Origin of the sequence: Frankia casuarinae, assembly GCF_000013345.1 — a bacterium.
In the GTDB taxonomy this organism is placed as follows: Bacteria; Actinomycetota; Actinomycetes; order Frankiales; family Frankiaceae; genus Frankia; species Frankia casuarinae.
Genome location: NC_007777.1, coordinates 1,368,916 through 1,385,096, shown reverse-complemented (window position 1 = coordinate 1,385,096; position 16,181 = coordinate 1,368,916). Strand labels below are relative to the sequence as shown.

Below are 16,181 nucleotides of genomic sequence, written 5' to 3'. Positions count from 1 at the left end.
CGTTCGACCGGGATCAACCCGTCGGGGTGGTGGTCACTTCCCGCTCACGGCGAGATAACCGGCGACCCTGTTCACCATGGCAGCGAACGGAACGGCGGCGATGGCACCGGGGATGCCGGCCAACACGCCACCGGCCGACAGCGCGATGACAATCGCGAGCGGATGCAACCGCACCGCCCGCCGCATGACCAGCGGCTGCAACAGGTGCCCCTCGACCTGCTGCACGGCCAACACGACACCCAGAATGATCAACGCATCCGGCACGCCATTCGAGACCAGGGTCACCAGTACCGCCGCGGCGCCGGCCACCGTCGCCCCGACAATCGGGACGAACCCGCCGAAGAACGTCAGCAGGGCCAGCGGCGCGACGAGCGGGACACCCACGCCGACCAGGCCGATGGTGATACCGATCGCGTCGACCGCCGCGACAAAGACCGTCCCACGAATGTAGCCGGTCAACGTGTTCCACGCCTCCCGACCGGCGCCACGCACCCGCTCCTCCGCTCCGTCCGGGAAGCGGGTGACGATCCAGTTCCAGATACGATCCCCGTCGTACAGGAAGAAGAAGGTCGAGAACAGGGTGACGAGCAGGCCGGTGAGCACCTCGGCGGCCACCGAGGCGCCGGAGATCACCCCGGAGACCAGGCGCCCCCGGTTGTTCGCCAGGCTCTTGCGGATGTCGTCGACCAGATTGTCGATCTGGCTCTGTGACAGGTGGAGCGGACCGTTTCTCAGATAGCCGCGGATCTGCTCGACGCCCTCGCTGACCTGATCGCTGACCGTGGGGATCTCGTTCGCTGCGTTGAAGCCCACCGCCACCCCGGCACCCACGAACACCGCGAAGAACACGAACAACGCGGTGAAGGCAGCGCCCAGCCGGTTCATACCGAGCCGCTGCAGCCGGTGCGCGAGCGGATGGATGAGAGCGGCGATGAGCAGCCCGGCGATGAGCGGAATCACCACGATCCGGACCCGTCCCACGACCATCAGCAGGATGTAGATGGCCGCGCCCGTGACGATCAGACGCCACGACCAGCCCGCCGAGACCCGCAGCGCGACCGGGATGTGATAGTCGGCCCGCCGAGCCGGGGACTCCCCCCCGCCGGCGGCCCGCGGCCCGCCTGGTGGCTCGGATGCCGCCGCCTCGGGCATCGGCGCGGTGGGCATCGGCGCGGTGGGCATCGGCGCGGTGGACGACCCACCGCCGGCCGGAACGGCTGAGGCCCGGCGAGCCCGGTGAGGGCGCCCGGGGACGCGACCGAGCCCCGCCACCCGTCTCACCGGCGGCTCCCTTCCTGTCCTGCCCTCTTCCTGCCTTCCCGCGACCGCGCGGACATCCCGATCCTCCCGCAGGCTGGTCACGCGGAAGATGTCGCCATCGTGCCGCATCGGCGACCAGCGAGAGCGGGCACCCCGCGCCAATCACCACAATCCACCATCTCCGGCACCGGTACCACGGCCGACGGCCCGACCACCACGTCCCCGACCACCACGTCCCCCGGCGGCGACCGTTCCCCTCATCGGCGTGGGAGACTGGGAACACGGTGATGACCGTGTGCAGTCCTGCAAGTCCGTGCCGTCCGAAAGGAACCGGGTGCCCAACAACCTCACCCGCGACGAGGCGCGCGAGCGCGCCCGCCTGCTCAACGTTGCCTCCTATGACGTCGAACTCGACCTGACGACCGGCCACGAGACCTTCCGCACGTCAACCGCGGTCATCTTCACCTGCGTCGAGCCTGGGGCGTCGACGTTCATCGAGCTCGCCGCCGCGAAGGTCGACGAGGTCGTTCTCAACGGAGCGCCGCTCGACCCCGCCGCGGTGTTCGACGGCGAGCGGATCCGGCTCGATAACCTCGCGGAGTCGAACCGGCTCACGGTGGTGGCGGACGGCGTCTACTCCCGCACCGGTGAGGGCCTGCACCGCTTCGTCGACCCGGTGGACGAGGCCGTTTACCTCTACACCCAGTTCGAGACGTACGACGCGCACCGGATGTACGCCTGCTTCGACCAGCCCGACCTCAAGGCGACGTTCACCCTCACGGTCACCGTCCCGGCGGACTGGAAGGCGATCTCCAACAGCGCGGTCGCCGCGGTGGCGGAGGCCGCGATCGGGGTGCGCACCATCCGCTTCCTGACCACCCCGGTGATGTCGACGTACATCACCGCGCTCGTCGCCGGCCCGTACCACGAGGTCCGCGACCACCACGACGGCATCGACCTGGGCCTCTACTGCCGCCGATCGCTGGCCGAGTTCCTCGACCCCGCCGAGCTCTTCGAGATCACCAAAGCCGGGTTCGACTTCTACCACCGGGTGTTCGACTACCGGTACCCGTTCGGCAAGTACGACCAGTTGTTCGTGCCCGAGTTCAACGCCGGGGCGATGGAGAACGCCGGCTGCGTGACCTTCCTGGAGGAGTATGTCTTCCGGGCGAAGGTGACCGAGGCCCGCCGCGAGCGGCGCGCCGAGACGATCCTGCACGAGATGGCGCACATGTGGTTCGGTGACCTGGTCACCATGCGCTGGTGGGACGACCTGTGGCTGAACGAGTCGTTCGCCACCTACATGTCGGTCCTCGCCCAGGTGAACGCGACCCGCTTCACCAACGGCTGGACGACCTTCGCCAACGCGGAGAAGGGCTGGGCCTACCGCCAGGACCAGCTCTCCTCCACGCACCCGATCGTCGCCGACGCCCCGGACATGGACGCGGTACGGACGAACTTCGACGGCATCACCTACGCCAAGGGCGCCTCGGTGCTCAAGCAGCTCGTGGCCTGGGTCGGCCAAGAGGAGTTCCTCGCCGGGCTGCGGGCGTACTTCCGCCGCTACGAGTACGCGAACACGTCGCTGCGCGACCTGCTCGACGAGTTGGAGAACGCCAGCGGGCGGAACCTTACCGCCTGGTCCGCGGACTGGCTGGAGACCACCGGCGCGAACACCCTGCGGCCGCGCTTCTTCACCGACTCCTCGGGCCTGTTCACCTCGTTCGACGTGGTGCAGGAGCCGGCGTCGGCGCCGCCGACCGCCTCGCGCACGCTGCGCCCGCACCGGCTCGCGATCGGCCTTTACGATCGGGACGCCACCGGCGCGCTGGTCCGGCGGGAACGGGTCGAGCTCGACGTGACGGGCAAGCTCACCGAGGTCGCCAAGCTCGTCGGTGCCCGCCAGCCGGATCTGATCCTGCTCAACGACGACGACCTCACGTACGCGAAGGTGCGCCTCGACGAGCGGTCGCTGGCCACGCTCGTCGAGGCGATCGGCGCCATCTCCCAGTCACTGCCCCGGACGCTGTGCTGGGCGGCGGCCTGGGACATGACCCGCGACGCCGAACTCGCCGCCCGGGACTACGTCCGGCTCGTGCTGTCCGGGGTGACCGCTGAGGACGACATCGGCGTGGTGCAGTCGCTGCTGGCCAAGGCGGACCTGACGATCGACACCTACGGCGACCCGGCAAACCGGAAGCCCGCGCTGCGCGCGCTGACGGAACGCGCCGAGGAGCTGGCGCGCGCCGCGGCCCCCGGCAGCGACCTGCAGCTCGTCTACACCACCTCCTTCGCCCAGGCCGAGGAGGCCGACCAGGTGGCGCGGATCCGGGCGCTGTTCGAGGGCACCGACGTCATCGAGGGGCTCGTGCTCGACACCGAGCTGCGCTGGACCCTGCTGACCCAACTCGTCGCCCGGGGCGTGTACGCCGACGCCGAGATCGACACGGAGCTCGCCCGCGACCGCACCGCCACCGGCGAGAAGCGAGCTGCGACCGCGCGGGCGGCACGGCCGACCGCGGCGGCGAAGGCCGCAGCCTGGTCGGCGGTCATGGACTCGGACACCCTGTCGAACCACTTGGCCGCCGCGACGATGGGCGGTTTCTGGATCTCCGACCAGCTCGAGCTGACCCGGCCCTACGTGGACCGTTTCTTCGACGAGATCGCTGGGATCTGGGAGACCCGCAGCTTCGACATGGCCTCCACCATCACCCAGATGCTGTTCCCGGCGTCGGTGATCGAACCGGAGACGGTGGCGAAGGTCGACGCCTACCTGGCCGAGCACAACCCGGTCCCGCCCCTGCGGCGGGCCCTGCTGGAAGGCCGCGACGGGCTCGTCCGGGCGCTGGCCGCACGCAAGAAGGACATCGAGGCGGCGGCGTAGCGTACCCGCATCAGGCCGGTCGGAGCCGGCCGGGCCGGGAGGAGCCGGCCGGGCCGGCTCCTCCGGGATCAGCGGGGTCAGGGCGTCGGGCTGACCGCCAACGAAGGCTGCGTCGGGGGGAGGGTCCCGGCGGCTGCGCCGCCCGCGCCACCTGCCGCGTCCGCGAGCTGGCGGATGCCGGTGATCAGGCCGCCGACCAGATCGCCCAGCGCGAAGCTGGAGGCCATCGTCAACGCGGCGAGCCCGGTGGCCGAGTCGCTGATCCGCTTCCTGGCGGCCGGGGTCGTGGCGATCCGTACGAACCGCTGCCCGGGCGAGACGAGGATCAGCACGGCGGCATCCCGCCCCGCGTCGTTGACGAGGTTCGCGAGGATCCGCTCGGCGGCGAGCCGGACGTCGCCGCGCACCGCGCCGATCCGGATGCTGACGTGGATGCCGGTACGCGTCTCGGCAAGCTCCCGGGCCCGGTTCAGCCGGTCGAGCTGCTCGTGGGTGAACGGCTCACCAGTTGCCACTGGCACCACCCGCGCCGGGAAGGGCGGTCTTCGTCTGCTCGCCCTCGATCTCCTCCGGCTTGGAGCCGATCCAGATCTCGTCGTGCTCCCAGGGCTGCCCCGGGCGGTAGCGCACCGGCCCGCTCTTGCGGCTCGACCACGCGGCCAGCAGGATCGCGATGACGAACCCACCGACGATGGTGCCGCCGTAGATCGCCCATGACTGCACGGCCGTGAGCGGATCGGGGTTGTAGGGGGTTCCGATCTCCCCGGCCGAGGCGCTCACCGCGAACACCGGCACCGCGAACAGCGCGAGGCCGACAACGGTGAGAACCCGGCGCGGCGCGATCCTGGATCGCGACCCCGGCGCGGGGTGTGCCCCCGGCCACGGGCGGGAGGTGCCGGCGAACGGCAGCCATCGGGTCTGGCGCGGTCGACGTCGAGTCACGCAGCGAAGATTACCGGGAAATGGGGTTACGGTCCTCGTCTGGGGATGCCGCACCGGTGGACGACACGCCCCGGACCTGGGCAACCCGGACCTGGGCGAGGAACTCGCCAAGCCGGCGCACGTCCGGATCGGTCAGCAGACGTTCCACCGTAACCGGCCGACCGGCGGAGTCGGTCACCGGGAGCCGCCAGTTCGGATAGGCGTCGGTCGTGCCCGGCAGGTTCGGCTGATGCCGGTCGCCCAGCGCGTCACCCGGCGACCCGAGCACGATGCGGCACGAAGACCGCACCAGCAGCCGGTGCAGCGCGAAAACGATCTCCTGCCGAACGGCGGGGTCGAACTCCGGCCGGCCGCGCCCGCCGGGGTTCCCCCGTCCGCCGAGGCCCGCCGCCGCGCCCGCCGGATCCACCAGCCCCTCGGATCGCACCAGCTCGACCAACGCGTCCCGCTCGGCTCGCCAGCCGGCCGCCTCGGCCTCCTCCGAACGCCCGAGCAGCCCCAACCGGGCGCGGGTGCGCACGTGCTCGCCCTCGAGGTAGCCGGCGGCGGTGGGCAGGTCGTGCGTGGTGAGGCTGGCCATCGTCGCCGCCCGGTACGCCGTCGGCGGCAACGGGCGGCCCTCGGCGTCCTGCTCGAACCACAGCACCGTCGAACCCAGCACGTTCATGCGGGCGAGCGTCGTCGCCACCGATGCCTCGACGGTACCCAGATCCTCCCCGACGACGACGGCGCCGGCACGGGCGGCCTCCAACGCGAGCAGGCCGAGCATCGCCTCGGCGTCGTAACGCACGTATGTCCCGTGAGCGGCGCCCGCCCCAGCCGGAATCCACCACAGCCGGAACAGGCCGAGGATGTGGTCGACCCGCAGCCCGCCGCCGCGGCGCAGCACCGAGGCGACCATCTGACGCAACGGCGCGTACCCGGCCTCGGCCAGGGCGTCCGGCCGCCACGGCGGCAGCCCCCAGTCCTGGCCCTGCTGGTTGAAGGTGTCCGGTGGGGCCCCCACGCTCGCGCCGACGGCGAGAACGTCCTGCAGCGCCCAGGCGTCCGCACCGCCCGGATCGACGCCGACGGCCAGGTCGTGCACGATCCCGGCGGCCATCCCGGCGGCCCGGGCGGCGGCCTGCGCCGCGGCGAGCTGCTGGTCGCAGCGCTGCTGGAGCCACACGTGGAAGGCGACACGGTCGGCCAGCTGCGCCCTCGCCTCGGCGACGGCGGGCGCGCCCGGATGAGCGAGACGCGCCGGCCAGGTCCGCCAGTCCGGGCCGTACCGCTCGGCGAGCGCGCTCCAGGTCGCGAAATCGATCAGGTCGGACCCGGCCGGCTCGGCGGCGGGCTCGGAAGCGGCGGACCCGGCGGATGCCACCTGCTCGCCGCCACGCCGGAAGACCTCGAAGAGCAGTTCCAGCGCGGCCAGCTTCGCCCGCCACACCGCGTCCCGATCGAGCAGACCGTCCCGCCGCCCGTCGCGACGGGCGCCGCGGGCGAGCTTGTCAACGGCAGCCCGGGTGGCGGGATCGGCCCGGGCGTACTCGGGCGTCCGCTCCGGTCGCAGGTAGAGCGGGGAGACGAAACGGCGGCTTGCGGGCGAGTAGGGGGACGCCGCGACGGGCAGGGTCGGCGCACCCGCATGCAGCGGATTCACCAGCAGCACGTCGGCACCCGCCCGGCCCGACCAGTCGGCGAGCGTCGCGAGATCGCCATAGTCCCCCATCCCCCAGGACGACGTCGAGGTGAGCGCGTAGAGCTGGATCATCCAGCCCCAGGCGCGGGCCGGCGGGGCGAGGGCGGCGGGGCCGGGCACCGCGGCCGGCACGGCAACGACCTGGCAGCGATGCCGCTCGGTTCCGGCGTCGATGTGCAGCACGTGGTCCCCCAAGGGCAGACCCGCCGGGAGCCCTATCGGCCGGGCGACCCAGGGCACGCCGTCGAGCACCCGCTCGGCCAGGGGGGCGCCAGGGGGATCGAGGACGATTCGGCCGCCGGTGCCGAGCTCCAGCTCAGCGTGTGGAATGATCTCCACGGGCGTGTGAACGACCACCGGGCGCGGTGCTGCGGCGACGACGACGGCGCAGGCCGGCACCCGGCGTCGCCAAGGCCGCTCCAGCGCCGCCGCGAGCGCTGCGGCGGGATCCGTCGGATCGACCCCCGCCAGCCGCAGGACGGCCCGGACGGTGTCCGGCGCGACCTGTACCGGGACACCGTCGGCCCCGAGGTAGGACGTCGCCACGCCGGACACTGCGGCGAGTTCGGCGAGGACCGGGTCGATGGTGGGGTCCACCACCGGCGTCCCAGCGGGCTGCGGTCCCGCCGGGGCGGTGGGACCGGCGGGGGACGCGGGGGACGCGGAGGACGCAGACGCGGATGCGGTGGGCACGGCGGGGCAGTCGGAAGTCACGGCCTGGGATTCTCGCCCGCGCGGTCCGGAGGCGAAGCAGCGCCGTCCGGCGGGTTCGGCGCCGGACCCGGTGTGGTGGCCGGGCCCAGCGGACCGGGGTCGTCAACGACCGGCAGCCGCATCCGCAGCAACGCCCCGCCACTCGGGGAACTCTCCGCGGTGACGGTACCCCGGTGGGTGTGCACGGCATCCGCGACGATCGCGAGGCCGAGCCCGGATCCGGGCAGGCCCCGCGCGGAGGTGGCCCGGTAGAAGCGGTCGAACACCTGCACGCGGTCCTCCGGCGCGATGCCCGGTCCGTCATCCGCGACGGTTACCTCGCCGTCCCGGGAGCCGACCCGGACGACGGAGGCGGGCGGCGAGAACTTCACGGCGTTGTCGAGCAGGTTGGTGATCGCCCGTTCGAGCATGTTCGCCCGCCCGTCGACCGTCGAGGGAGTCGCGTCGAGCTCGATGCTGATGCTCTTGCCGGTGGCGCGGCGCCGGGCCCGTTCGGCCGCGGCTCGCACGATCTCCGCGAGATCGAGCCGTTCCACCTCCTCGGTGGGCGCCTCGTCCCGGGCGAGCTCAACCAGTTCGCTGACGAGGCCGGACAGTTCGCGCATCTGCGCGTCCACGTCGCGTAGCAGTGCCTCATGGTCGGCCGCGGGCAGCGCGCGATGCGGGTTCGCCTCGGCGCGCAGCAACAGTTCGATGTTCGTACGCAGGCTCGTCAACGGGGTGCGCAGCTCGTGGCTGGCATCGTCGACGAGCTGGCGCTGGCGGGCCCGAGATGCCTCCAGCGCGCGCAGCATGCTGTTGAGGCTCTCCGCCAGCCGGGTGATCTCGTCGGATCCGGTCACCGGGATGAGCGCCGACAAATTCTGGGTACGAGCGACCTCCTCGGCGGCCGCGGCCGCGGCGTCAACGGGTTTGAGCGCGGCACGTGCCACGATCTGTCCGGCGAGCACCGAGCCGACCACCCCGACGATCCCGACGACAAGCAGCACCAGCGCGAGGTCGCGCAGGGTCCGGTCGACGTCGGTGGTCGGCCGGGCGAGCTGCAATGCACCGCCGGACGCGGGACGTTGCAGCGGAACCGTGACAAGCCGGTAGGACTGCCCGTCAACGGCGATCGTGCGCAGGTTCTGGGCCCGCTCCCGCCGGGCCACCTCGGCGTCGGCGGAGTCGACCGGGATCCGCACGCTGTTCCAGGACGAGACGGCGTTCTCCAGCGGATTGCCGGCGGCGTCGAGGAACTGGCCCTCCAGCCCGAAGCTGAACGCCTGCAGTTCCAGCCCCAGCGGGCTGGTCTGGATGGTGCGCGCCGACGCCTCAGCCTGCTCTACGAGCTGGTCGTCGATGGCCTGGTTCAGCACGATGCTGGTCGCCCCCAGCGACACCCCGGCGACGACCGTCACGGCGGCAGCCACCGCCATCCCGACGAGCAGGGCGAGCCGGGCCCGCAACGTCAGCTGACCGAGCGGGGAGGAAAACCGGATCCTGGGGTGACGTCCCGGGTGGACCCGCCGCGCGAACCCGTCCAACCGGCCGGCGCGCCCGTTCACCGCCGCATGCCCCGCTACCGGCTGCCCCACCGCCGGACGACCCGCTACCGGCTGCCCCACCGCCGCATGCCCCGCTGCCGGCTGCGGCCACCACGGCGAGGGCGCGGCCCCCTGGTCGGGGGCACTGCTCACGCCCGGTCCCCCGACGGCTCACGCAGCACGTAGCCAACTCCGCGCACGGTGTGCAACAGCCTGGGCTCGCCGTTCGCCTCGAGCTTGCGGCGCAGGTAGCTCACGAAGACCTCCAGCGAGTTCGACGTCGGGCCGAAGTCATACCCCCAAACCCGCTCCATGATCATGGAGCGGGAGAGCACCTGACGCGGATGAGCGAGAAACAACTCCAGCAGCTCGAACTCGGTCTTGGTCAGAATCAGCTCCCGATCACCGCGGGTCACCTGGCGGCTGACCTGATCCAGACAGACCCCGCCGTAGCGAAGCGTCGAGTCGGGGATCCCTCTGGACCCGGCCGCCCGCACCCGCGCGGCCAACGCCGCCCGGCGGATCAGTGCCCGCAACCGGGCGAACAGCTCCTCCAGGGCGAACGGTTTGACCAGGTAGTCGTCGGCACCGACGTCCAAGCCGCTGACCCGGTCGGCCAAGCCGTCCCGAGCGGTCAGCATGAGCACCGGGACGTCGTCGCCCTGGGCCCGCAGCCGACGGCAGGTCTCCAGCCCGTCCACCCGGGGCATCATCACGTCCAGCACGACGATGTCCGGCCGCTCGCGGCCGATGACATCGAGCGCGTCCGCCCCGTCCACCGCCGTGGCCACCTCGTACCCCTCGAACCGCAGTGAGCGTTCCAGGGACTCCCGGACAGCCGCGTCGTCGTCCACCACCAGTACCCGCACGCCCCCAGTCTGCCTTCACCCGACGCGGTGATGGTGCTGCGCGGGGCCGGTCTCAGGAAGACGTACCGCGATCCTCAGGACGGTTTCAGCCACCGCAAGCCCGGACAGACCGACCGGCACGCCCAGGCCGACCAGATCAACCCCTCAGGTGCGACGGGCCGGGGGCGGGCGGGTCGATCCGTGCCCGCGGCAGATCCGTCCCCTGAGCGTCCGCGTCACCCCCGCCGACCCCGGCATCCGGATCCGCGTCGTCCTCCTCACGGCTCCCGGCGGTCTCCTCGTCGTCGTCGACCATGGTCACCTCACTGCGTTGCACGGAACCGAGCTCGATGCCAGCCGCGCCAAGCGAGGTCCGGACCCGCTCACGCAGCTCACGCGCGACCTCCCACTGCTTGAGCGGCTGGGTCTTGATGGCGACACGCAGGGTGTAACCGTCCGAGGTCATGGTCTCCATGCCCCAGACCTCGGGCTCGGCGAGGATGAGGCTGCTCCACTTCGCGTCCGCCCAGAGCTCGTTCGCCGTCCGGGCCAGCACCCGTTTGGCGGTGGCGACCTCGGTGTCGTAGTCGAGCGGAACGTCGAGCACGGTCCGTGCCCATTGCTGGCTCTTGTTACCGACCCTGGTGATCTCGCCGTTCCGGACGTACCAGACGGTGCCCTCGACGTCGCGCAGTCTGGTCGTCCGGAGACTGACCGCCTCCACGGCGCCGGAGACCGGACCGAGATCGATCACGTCTCCCACCCCGTACTGGTCCTCCAGCAGCATGAACATCCCCGACAGGAAGTCCCGGACGAGGTTCTGCGCACCGAAACCGACCGCGACTCCCAGCACACCGGCGCTGGCGACGATGGGGGCGAGATTGATGCCCAGCTCACCCAGGATGCTGAGGAATGCCAGGCCGAAGATGAAGATGGACGTCACGCTGCGCAGCAGCGAACCGACCGTCGCCGCACGCTGACGGCGCCTTTCCATCAGCACTGCCGGGTCGCCGAACGCGCCCAGCAGAGAGCCGGCCCGGGAACTCCGGAACAACCCGCCCCAACTGCCGGAACCAGTCCGTTCGGTGGCGTGTCCGATGTCGGTGGTGCGCCGGATGAAGCGGTGCAGCAGCGCCCGCACCACGAACGCGATCACTAAAATGAGCGCGATGCGGATCGGGGTACCGAGGAACACCTCAGCCCCGGAGGCGAGATAGTTACTGTGGGTCGTGTTGTAGACGGTGCGACACAGCAGCCCCGGATCGGTCCCGCAGGCGTCCCGCAGCGCGGTCGCGACGCCCTCCAGGGACACCAGCGGGTCGGAGGTCACCGACGGGCTCGGCGAGGGCAGCGGGGTGGGCGTCGTCAGCCCGGACGTCGGGCCCGGCGATCCGGTGGGTGACGGCGAGGCGGACAGCAGCATTCCCAGCGACGGGATGAGAGGCTGAGCCAGCAGGGACGGGGCGGGCGTCACGGCGTCGATCATCCTTCCGGTAGATTGCGATCATTCGGAGTTCCCCGAGCCGGCCGAGGTCACCGGCCCTCCCGCGCTCGCGGCGGCCGGGGCGGCGGCCGCAGGTCAGTCTCACCCATGCCGGTGGCCCGGCGGTGGGGGCCCCGATCCGGTCGACGGACGGCCACGCTCCGGCCCAACCACTCTCCAACCCAACCCGGCCAGGTCTCCCACTACACTCAAAAAAGCACTTTCCGTATTGATATGGTCACAGAATGGTCGCCCACATGTGACAAAGGCCACGAGATATGTGCAGCGCCACGGCACGAAAGGCGATGACCATGCAAACAGGCTCGCGTTCTGCCGCGGAAGAAGGTTGACTATCCATTGTCACCGGAGACGCTGGGCAGAACGGCCCGCAAAGGGCCCTCGGTGGGCAGGAGGTCGGCGCGTGGCAGAGGCGCTGGTTCTCAATGCCACGTACGAGCCTCTGTGCGTGGTGTCGCAAAGGCGCGCGCTGGTGCTGGTCCTGACCGACAAGGCCGTCATGGTCGAATCGGCCGGGCAGGTTCTTCGGTCCGCGACGGCATCCATCGATGTCCCGATCGTGGTCCGGTTAGCGCGTTTCGTCCGGGTGCCGTACCGCTCGCAGGTCCCGCTAACCCGTAAGGGTGTGCTGGCCCGCGACCATCATCGCTGCGTGTACTGCAATGCTCCGGCAACATCACTGGATCATGTCATTCCACGCTCCCGTGGGGGCCCGCATGCGTGGGAGAACGTCGTGGCGGCCTGTGGCCGCTGCAACCATCTGAAAGCCGACCGGGCCGTCGCTGATCTCGGCTGGCGGCTCCGCACGGCGCCACGGGCGCCGAGCGGAGCCGCTTGGCGCATTCTGGGCTCCCGTCGGATGGATCCACGCTGGTCGGCCTACCTGAGTACCGACGTGACCGAGGCCGCCTCGGCCTGACGGCGCCCGCCCGGGGCGTCCCTGCCCGCCCGGGGCGTTCCCCGCCTGTTCGAGGCGTTCCCCGGCACGGCGACGGCGGATCGGCCGGGTGCCAGGGTACGGCGGGGCCTACCGGGGCAGGTAACCAGCGTGCGCATCCTCGTCACCGGGGCGACCGGGTACATCGGCGGCCGGCTGGCTCCCCGCCTGCTCGACCGTGGCCACCACGTCCGGGTCATGACCCGGGATCCCGTCCGGCTGCGGGACATCCCGTGGGCCGTCCGGGCGGAGGTCGTCCGCGCCGACGCCCGGGATCCGGAGTCGTTGCGGTCCGCACTCGACGGGATCGAGGTCGCCTACTACCTCATCCACTCGATCGACAGTGGTGGTGACTTCTCCGCGGTCGACCGGCGGGCGGCGAACGCCTTCGCCGCCGCGGCCCGGGCGGCCGATGTCCGCAGGATCGTCTACCTCGGCGGGCTGGGCCCGGCGACGACGGGTGGCACGTCCGCCCATCTGAGCTCCCGCCAGGAGGTCGGGAGGATCCTGCTCGGCTCGGGGGTTCCGACGATCGTGCTGCGTGCGGCGGTCGTCATCGGCAGCGGCAGCGCCTCGTTCGAGATGCTGCGCTACCTGACGGAGCGCCTGCCGGTGATGCTGACGCCGCGCTGGGTGCGGACCAGGATCCAGCCAATCGCCGTCCGGGACGTGCTGCACTATCTGATCGGCGCTCTGGACGTCCCCGACGACGTCGAGGGCACCTTCGACGTGGGCGGCCCGGACATCCTGACCTATGCGGAGATGATGCAGCGCTTCGCCGCCATCGAGGGGCTGCGGCGCCGGATCATCGTCCCGGTTCCGATCCTGTCCCCCGAACTGTCCTCGCTGTGGGTCGGGCTCGTCACCCCGGTGCCGGGCGGCATCGCGAGGCCGCTCATCCGTTCCTTGCGCAACGAGGTGGTGGTCCACGACCACCAGGTCGCCCGCTGGATCCCCGATCCTGCCGAGGGACTGCTGCCCTTCGACGCCGCGGTGGCCCTCGCGCTGGCCCGGGTGCGGGCGCGTTCGGTGAAGACCCGATGGTCGACGGCGGTGTGGCCGGGTTCGGGAGGCGCATCGGACGACGGGGACGGCGCCGGTGCCACGCACCCCCCGAACGAGCCCCTGCCGACCGACCCGCAGTGGGCCGGGGGATCCCTCTACGTCGACGAGCGCAGCATGGCCGTGGCGGCGCCGCCGGCCTGTCTGTGGCACGTCATCGAGGGCATCGGGGGCGACAACGGCTGGTACTCGTGGCCCCTGGCCTGGTCCGCCCGCGGCTGGCTGGACACCGCCCTCGGTGGCGTCGGTCTGCGCCGGGGTCGGCGTGATCCGCAGCGGGTGCACGTCGGGGAGGCGCTGGACTTCTGGCGGGTCGAGGAGATCGAACCGGGCCACCTGCTCCGGCTGCGTGCCGAGATGAAGCTGCCTGGCGAGGCATGGCTGGAACTACGCTCGATGGTGGACTCCGAGGGCACCACGACCTACTCGCAGCGCGCGAGTTTCCTGCCCCGCGGACTTCCCGGGCAGCTCTACTGGTGGTCGGTCAGCCCGTTCCACGCGGCCGTCTTCGGTGGAATGCTGCGCAACATCGTGCGCAAGGCCGAGGACGAATGGGCCGCCCGCGCCGTCGCCACCGCCTGATCACGCGGCCTTGGCCCGGCTCGTCAGGTGGCCCGGCCCGTCAGGTGGCCCGGCCCCGGATGCTATCCCCAGCACCGGCCCTGGATCGGCGGGTCGAGAGGAGGCTTCCGGGACGGGCCCGCCGAGGGAGACGGATCGGGTCCAACGATCGGTCTCGTCGGGCCGGCAGCACCCGGCTCCTGGTCGGGTATCTCGATGTCGAACCAGACACGCTTGCCCCCGGGGGTCATCTCCACGCCCCAGGCCAGCGCCAGCGCCTCGACCAGCAGCAGGCCCCACCCCGACTCGGGCTCGGGTTTGTTCTCCGCGGCCGCGCCGGGCCGGGGCAGACGCGCGCCTTCCCGGTCCTCGACACTGATCCGCAGCCGACCGGGTTCCATCGACGCCCGCAGTACCAGATCACTGCGGGCGTGCAGCACCGCGTTCGTCACCACCTCGCTGACCAGCAGCGTCGCGTCCTCGACGGAGGTGATCCCGCATTCGGCGAGGACCGAACGCATCGCTGTCCGGGCCTCGCCTGCCGACGCGGCCACCGCGGGCAACGCGAGTTCGAGCAATGGCGGGTTCACGGCCTGCGTGGTGAGCACCACCATGGCGGTGTCGTCGTCGGTCCGGGCCGGGAGATCGGCGGCGATCAGGCACCGTTCGAGCAGCGTGCGGGCGGTCTCCTCGACGGGGCCCTCGCCGGGGCCGTTGACGGTGTCCGGACCGAACCAGCTACGCGCCGCGAAGTTCACCCTGCGCGCCCGGCGCCGCCGGTCCGCCCAGGAGCGGCGTTCCGGCACCCCGGGGGGTGGGCCGAGCGACGGGCCGGGGGCCCGCCGATCCGTCCCCGCCTTCCCGGTCCGTTCCGCCTTCTCGGTCCGTTCCGCCTTCTCGGTCCGTTCCGCGCTCATGCCCTCGCCCTCGCCTCCGGCCGCCACGTCGGCACCCGCTGCGACTTCGACCGCCTCGAGGCCTACCGCGGCAGCCCGGGCCCGCTGTGTGGTAAGACCGCGTCGAAGATTGTCCAGGCCGTCCACGAGCGGTCGGCGTCGCGACTCCACCAGGCCGTCGGTGAACATCACCAACGCCGATCCGGGTGGAAGCGCGACGGTCGTCTCGCTGAACATCGCCCCCTCGCAGACTCCCAGCGGGAGCCCGGGGTCGAGCACCAGATAGTCGGGGTCCTCGTCGGGAAGGATCACCAACGGCGCGAGATGGCCGGCACTCGCGATCGTCGCCCGGCCGGTGTTCCGGTCATAGACGGCGTACATACAGGTCGCGAGCTGGAGACCGGGCAGCAGGCCGACGACCCGGTCGAGCCGGGTCAGCACCTCGACGGGGCTCCAATCCTCCAGGGCGTAGGCGCGCAGCGCCGCCCGCAGCTGGCCCATCACCGCCGCGGCATGCAGGCCGCGGCCCATCACGTCACCGATGGCCACCCCGACCCGTCCCCCGGCGAGCGGTATGACATCGTAGAGATCGCCTCCCACCTCCGTGCCTGCCGTCCCCGGCCGGTACTCCATCGCGATCTCGACCCCGTCGAGTGCGGGGGGATGCGCCGGCAGGAGCGACCGTTGCAGGGTCAGCGCGGACTCCTGTGCCTCGCGGAAGCGTTGTGCGTTCTCCAGCGCGACGGCCCCCCGCCGGGCGAAGTCCTCCAGCAGGTTCACCTCCGCTCCGGAGTAGAAGCCGGTGCTGCGCCCGACGGTGATCGCGCCGAGGATCCGGCCGTGCGCCGGCAACGGGACGGTGACGGTTGGACCGCTCTGGATCCGGCGGAACTGCTGGTAGGCGAGCTCGTACGGGAACAGCGGCACCGGGCGCAGCTCGTCGAAGTCCGGCAGACAGTACGTCTGGCCCTCACGCATGACGACGCCCGGCGGGAATTCGTCCGCGAGCTGGGGCGGCCGCGTGGCGACAATCGCCCGCATAATCTTGCCGACTTTCGGGTCGTGGAAGACCGAGGCACCGAGCCTGACCTGGTCACCCTCGCGCAGCCACACCAGGGCGCCCGTGCCGAGGCGGGGCACGGCGAGTCCGGCGATCAGATCGACGACCCGATCGGGGTCGAGGGAGGTGCCGAGGACGAGACCGGCATCGGCCAGGAAGGACGGATCGGAGCCGCCCGATCCGTCGTCATGGTCCCCCCGAGCACCGTGACACAGCGCGCGGACGGCCTCCCGCGCGGCCCGCAGACCTGCGGACGCCGACCGCCGCACCTGATCGGACCTCCGCGACTCACTGACGAACCCTGAT

11 protein-coding genes are annotated in these 16,181 nt (G+C 71.6%); 3 read left to right on the top strand and 8 right to left on the bottom strand.

Going from position 1 to position 16,181, the window contains the following annotated elements; genetic code table 11:
• Nucleotides 1–33 precede the first annotated feature (33 nt).
• A complete protein-coding gene (locus tag FRANCCI3_RS05805) occupies nucleotides 34–1,281 on the bottom strand; it encodes an AI-2E family transporter (RefSeq protein ID WP_011435607.1) in 1,248 nt (415 codons plus the stop codon).
• 313 nt (nucleotides 1,282–1,594) lie between these two features.
• On the opposite strand from FRANCCI3_RS05805, the gene pepN reads away from it, so the two are divergent.
• Entirely contained in the window at nucleotides 1,595–4,144 is a 2,550-nt protein-coding gene (pepN, locus tag FRANCCI3_RS05800) for an aminopeptidase N (protein WP_023840454.1), read from the top strand.
• 77 nt (nucleotides 4,145–4,221) lie between these two features.
• Here pepN and FRANCCI3_RS05795 read toward each other — a convergent pair whose 3' ends face one another.
• The 6 genes from FRANCCI3_RS05795 to FRANCCI3_RS05770 form a co-directional block, all read right to left on the bottom strand.
• On the bottom strand, nucleotides 4,222–4,659 hold the full coding sequence (locus tag FRANCCI3_RS05795) for a DUF5130 family protein (protein ID WP_011435605.1): 438 nt from the start codon (nucleotides 4,657–4,659) through the stop codon (nucleotides 4,222–4,224).
• Nucleotides 4,646–5,086, bottom strand: a complete 441-nt coding sequence (locus FRANCCI3_RS05790) for a hypothetical protein (protein ID WP_232234886.1) — start codon at nucleotides 5,084–5,086, stop codon at nucleotides 4,646–4,648. Before FRANCCI3_RS05790 ends, FRANCCI3_RS05795 begins: the two co-directional genes overlap by 14 nt.
• Before the next feature lie 10 nt (nucleotides 5,087–5,096).
• On the bottom strand, nucleotides 5,097–7,484 hold the full coding sequence (gene malQ, locus FRANCCI3_RS05785; RefSeq protein ID WP_236701470.1) for a 4-alpha-glucanotransferase: 2,388 nt from the start codon (nucleotides 7,482–7,484) through the stop codon (nucleotides 5,097–5,099).
• Nucleotides 7,481–9,163, bottom strand: a complete 1,683-nt coding sequence (locus FRANCCI3_RS05780) for a sensor histidine kinase (RefSeq protein WP_023840452.1) — start codon at nucleotides 9,161–9,163, stop codon at nucleotides 7,481–7,483. Before FRANCCI3_RS05780 ends, malQ begins: the two co-directional genes overlap by 4 nt.
• Entirely contained in the window at nucleotides 9,160–9,879 is a 720-nt protein-coding gene (locus tag FRANCCI3_RS05775) for a response regulator transcription factor (protein ID WP_023840451.1), read from the bottom strand. The genes FRANCCI3_RS05780 and FRANCCI3_RS05775 overlap by 4 nt, the downstream gene beginning before the upstream one ends.
• A gap of 136 nt (nucleotides 9,880–10,015) precedes the next feature.
• A complete protein-coding gene (locus FRANCCI3_RS05770; protein WP_011435600.1) occupies nucleotides 10,016–11,344 on the bottom strand; it encodes a mechanosensitive ion channel family protein in 1,329 nt (442 codons plus the stop codon).
• Nucleotides 11,345–11,762: 418 nt separating this feature from the next.
• On the opposite strand from FRANCCI3_RS05770, the gene FRANCCI3_RS05765 reads away from it, so the two are divergent.
• Nucleotides 11,763–12,278: an HNH endonuclease gene (locus tag FRANCCI3_RS05765; protein ID WP_011435599.1), complete on the top strand. Its 516-nt coding sequence runs from the start codon at nucleotides 11,763–11,765 to the stop codon at nucleotides 12,276–12,278.
• Between the two features lie 129 nt (nucleotides 12,279–12,407).
• Nucleotides 12,408–13,940, top strand: a complete 1,533-nt coding sequence (locus FRANCCI3_RS05760) for an SDR family oxidoreductase (RefSeq protein WP_011435598.1) — start codon at nucleotides 12,408–12,410, stop codon at nucleotides 13,938–13,940.
• A gap of 62 nt (nucleotides 13,941–14,002) precedes the next feature.
• On the opposite strand, the gene FRANCCI3_RS05755 is transcribed toward FRANCCI3_RS05760, so the two are convergent.
• Nucleotides 14,003–16,144, bottom strand: coding sequence for an ATP-binding SpoIIE family protein phosphatase (locus FRANCCI3_RS05755; protein ID WP_011435597.1), 2,142 nt, complete (start codon nucleotides 16,142–16,144; stop codon nucleotides 14,003–14,005).
• Between the last annotated feature and the right edge of the window lie 37 nt (nucleotides 16,145–16,181).

Coding starts and splice junctions, on each gene's coding strand:
- FRANCCI3_RS05770 (WP_011435600.1), bottom strand. CDS start 11,344: ATGATCGACGCCGTGACGCCCGCCCCGTCCCTGCTGGCTCAGCCTCTC.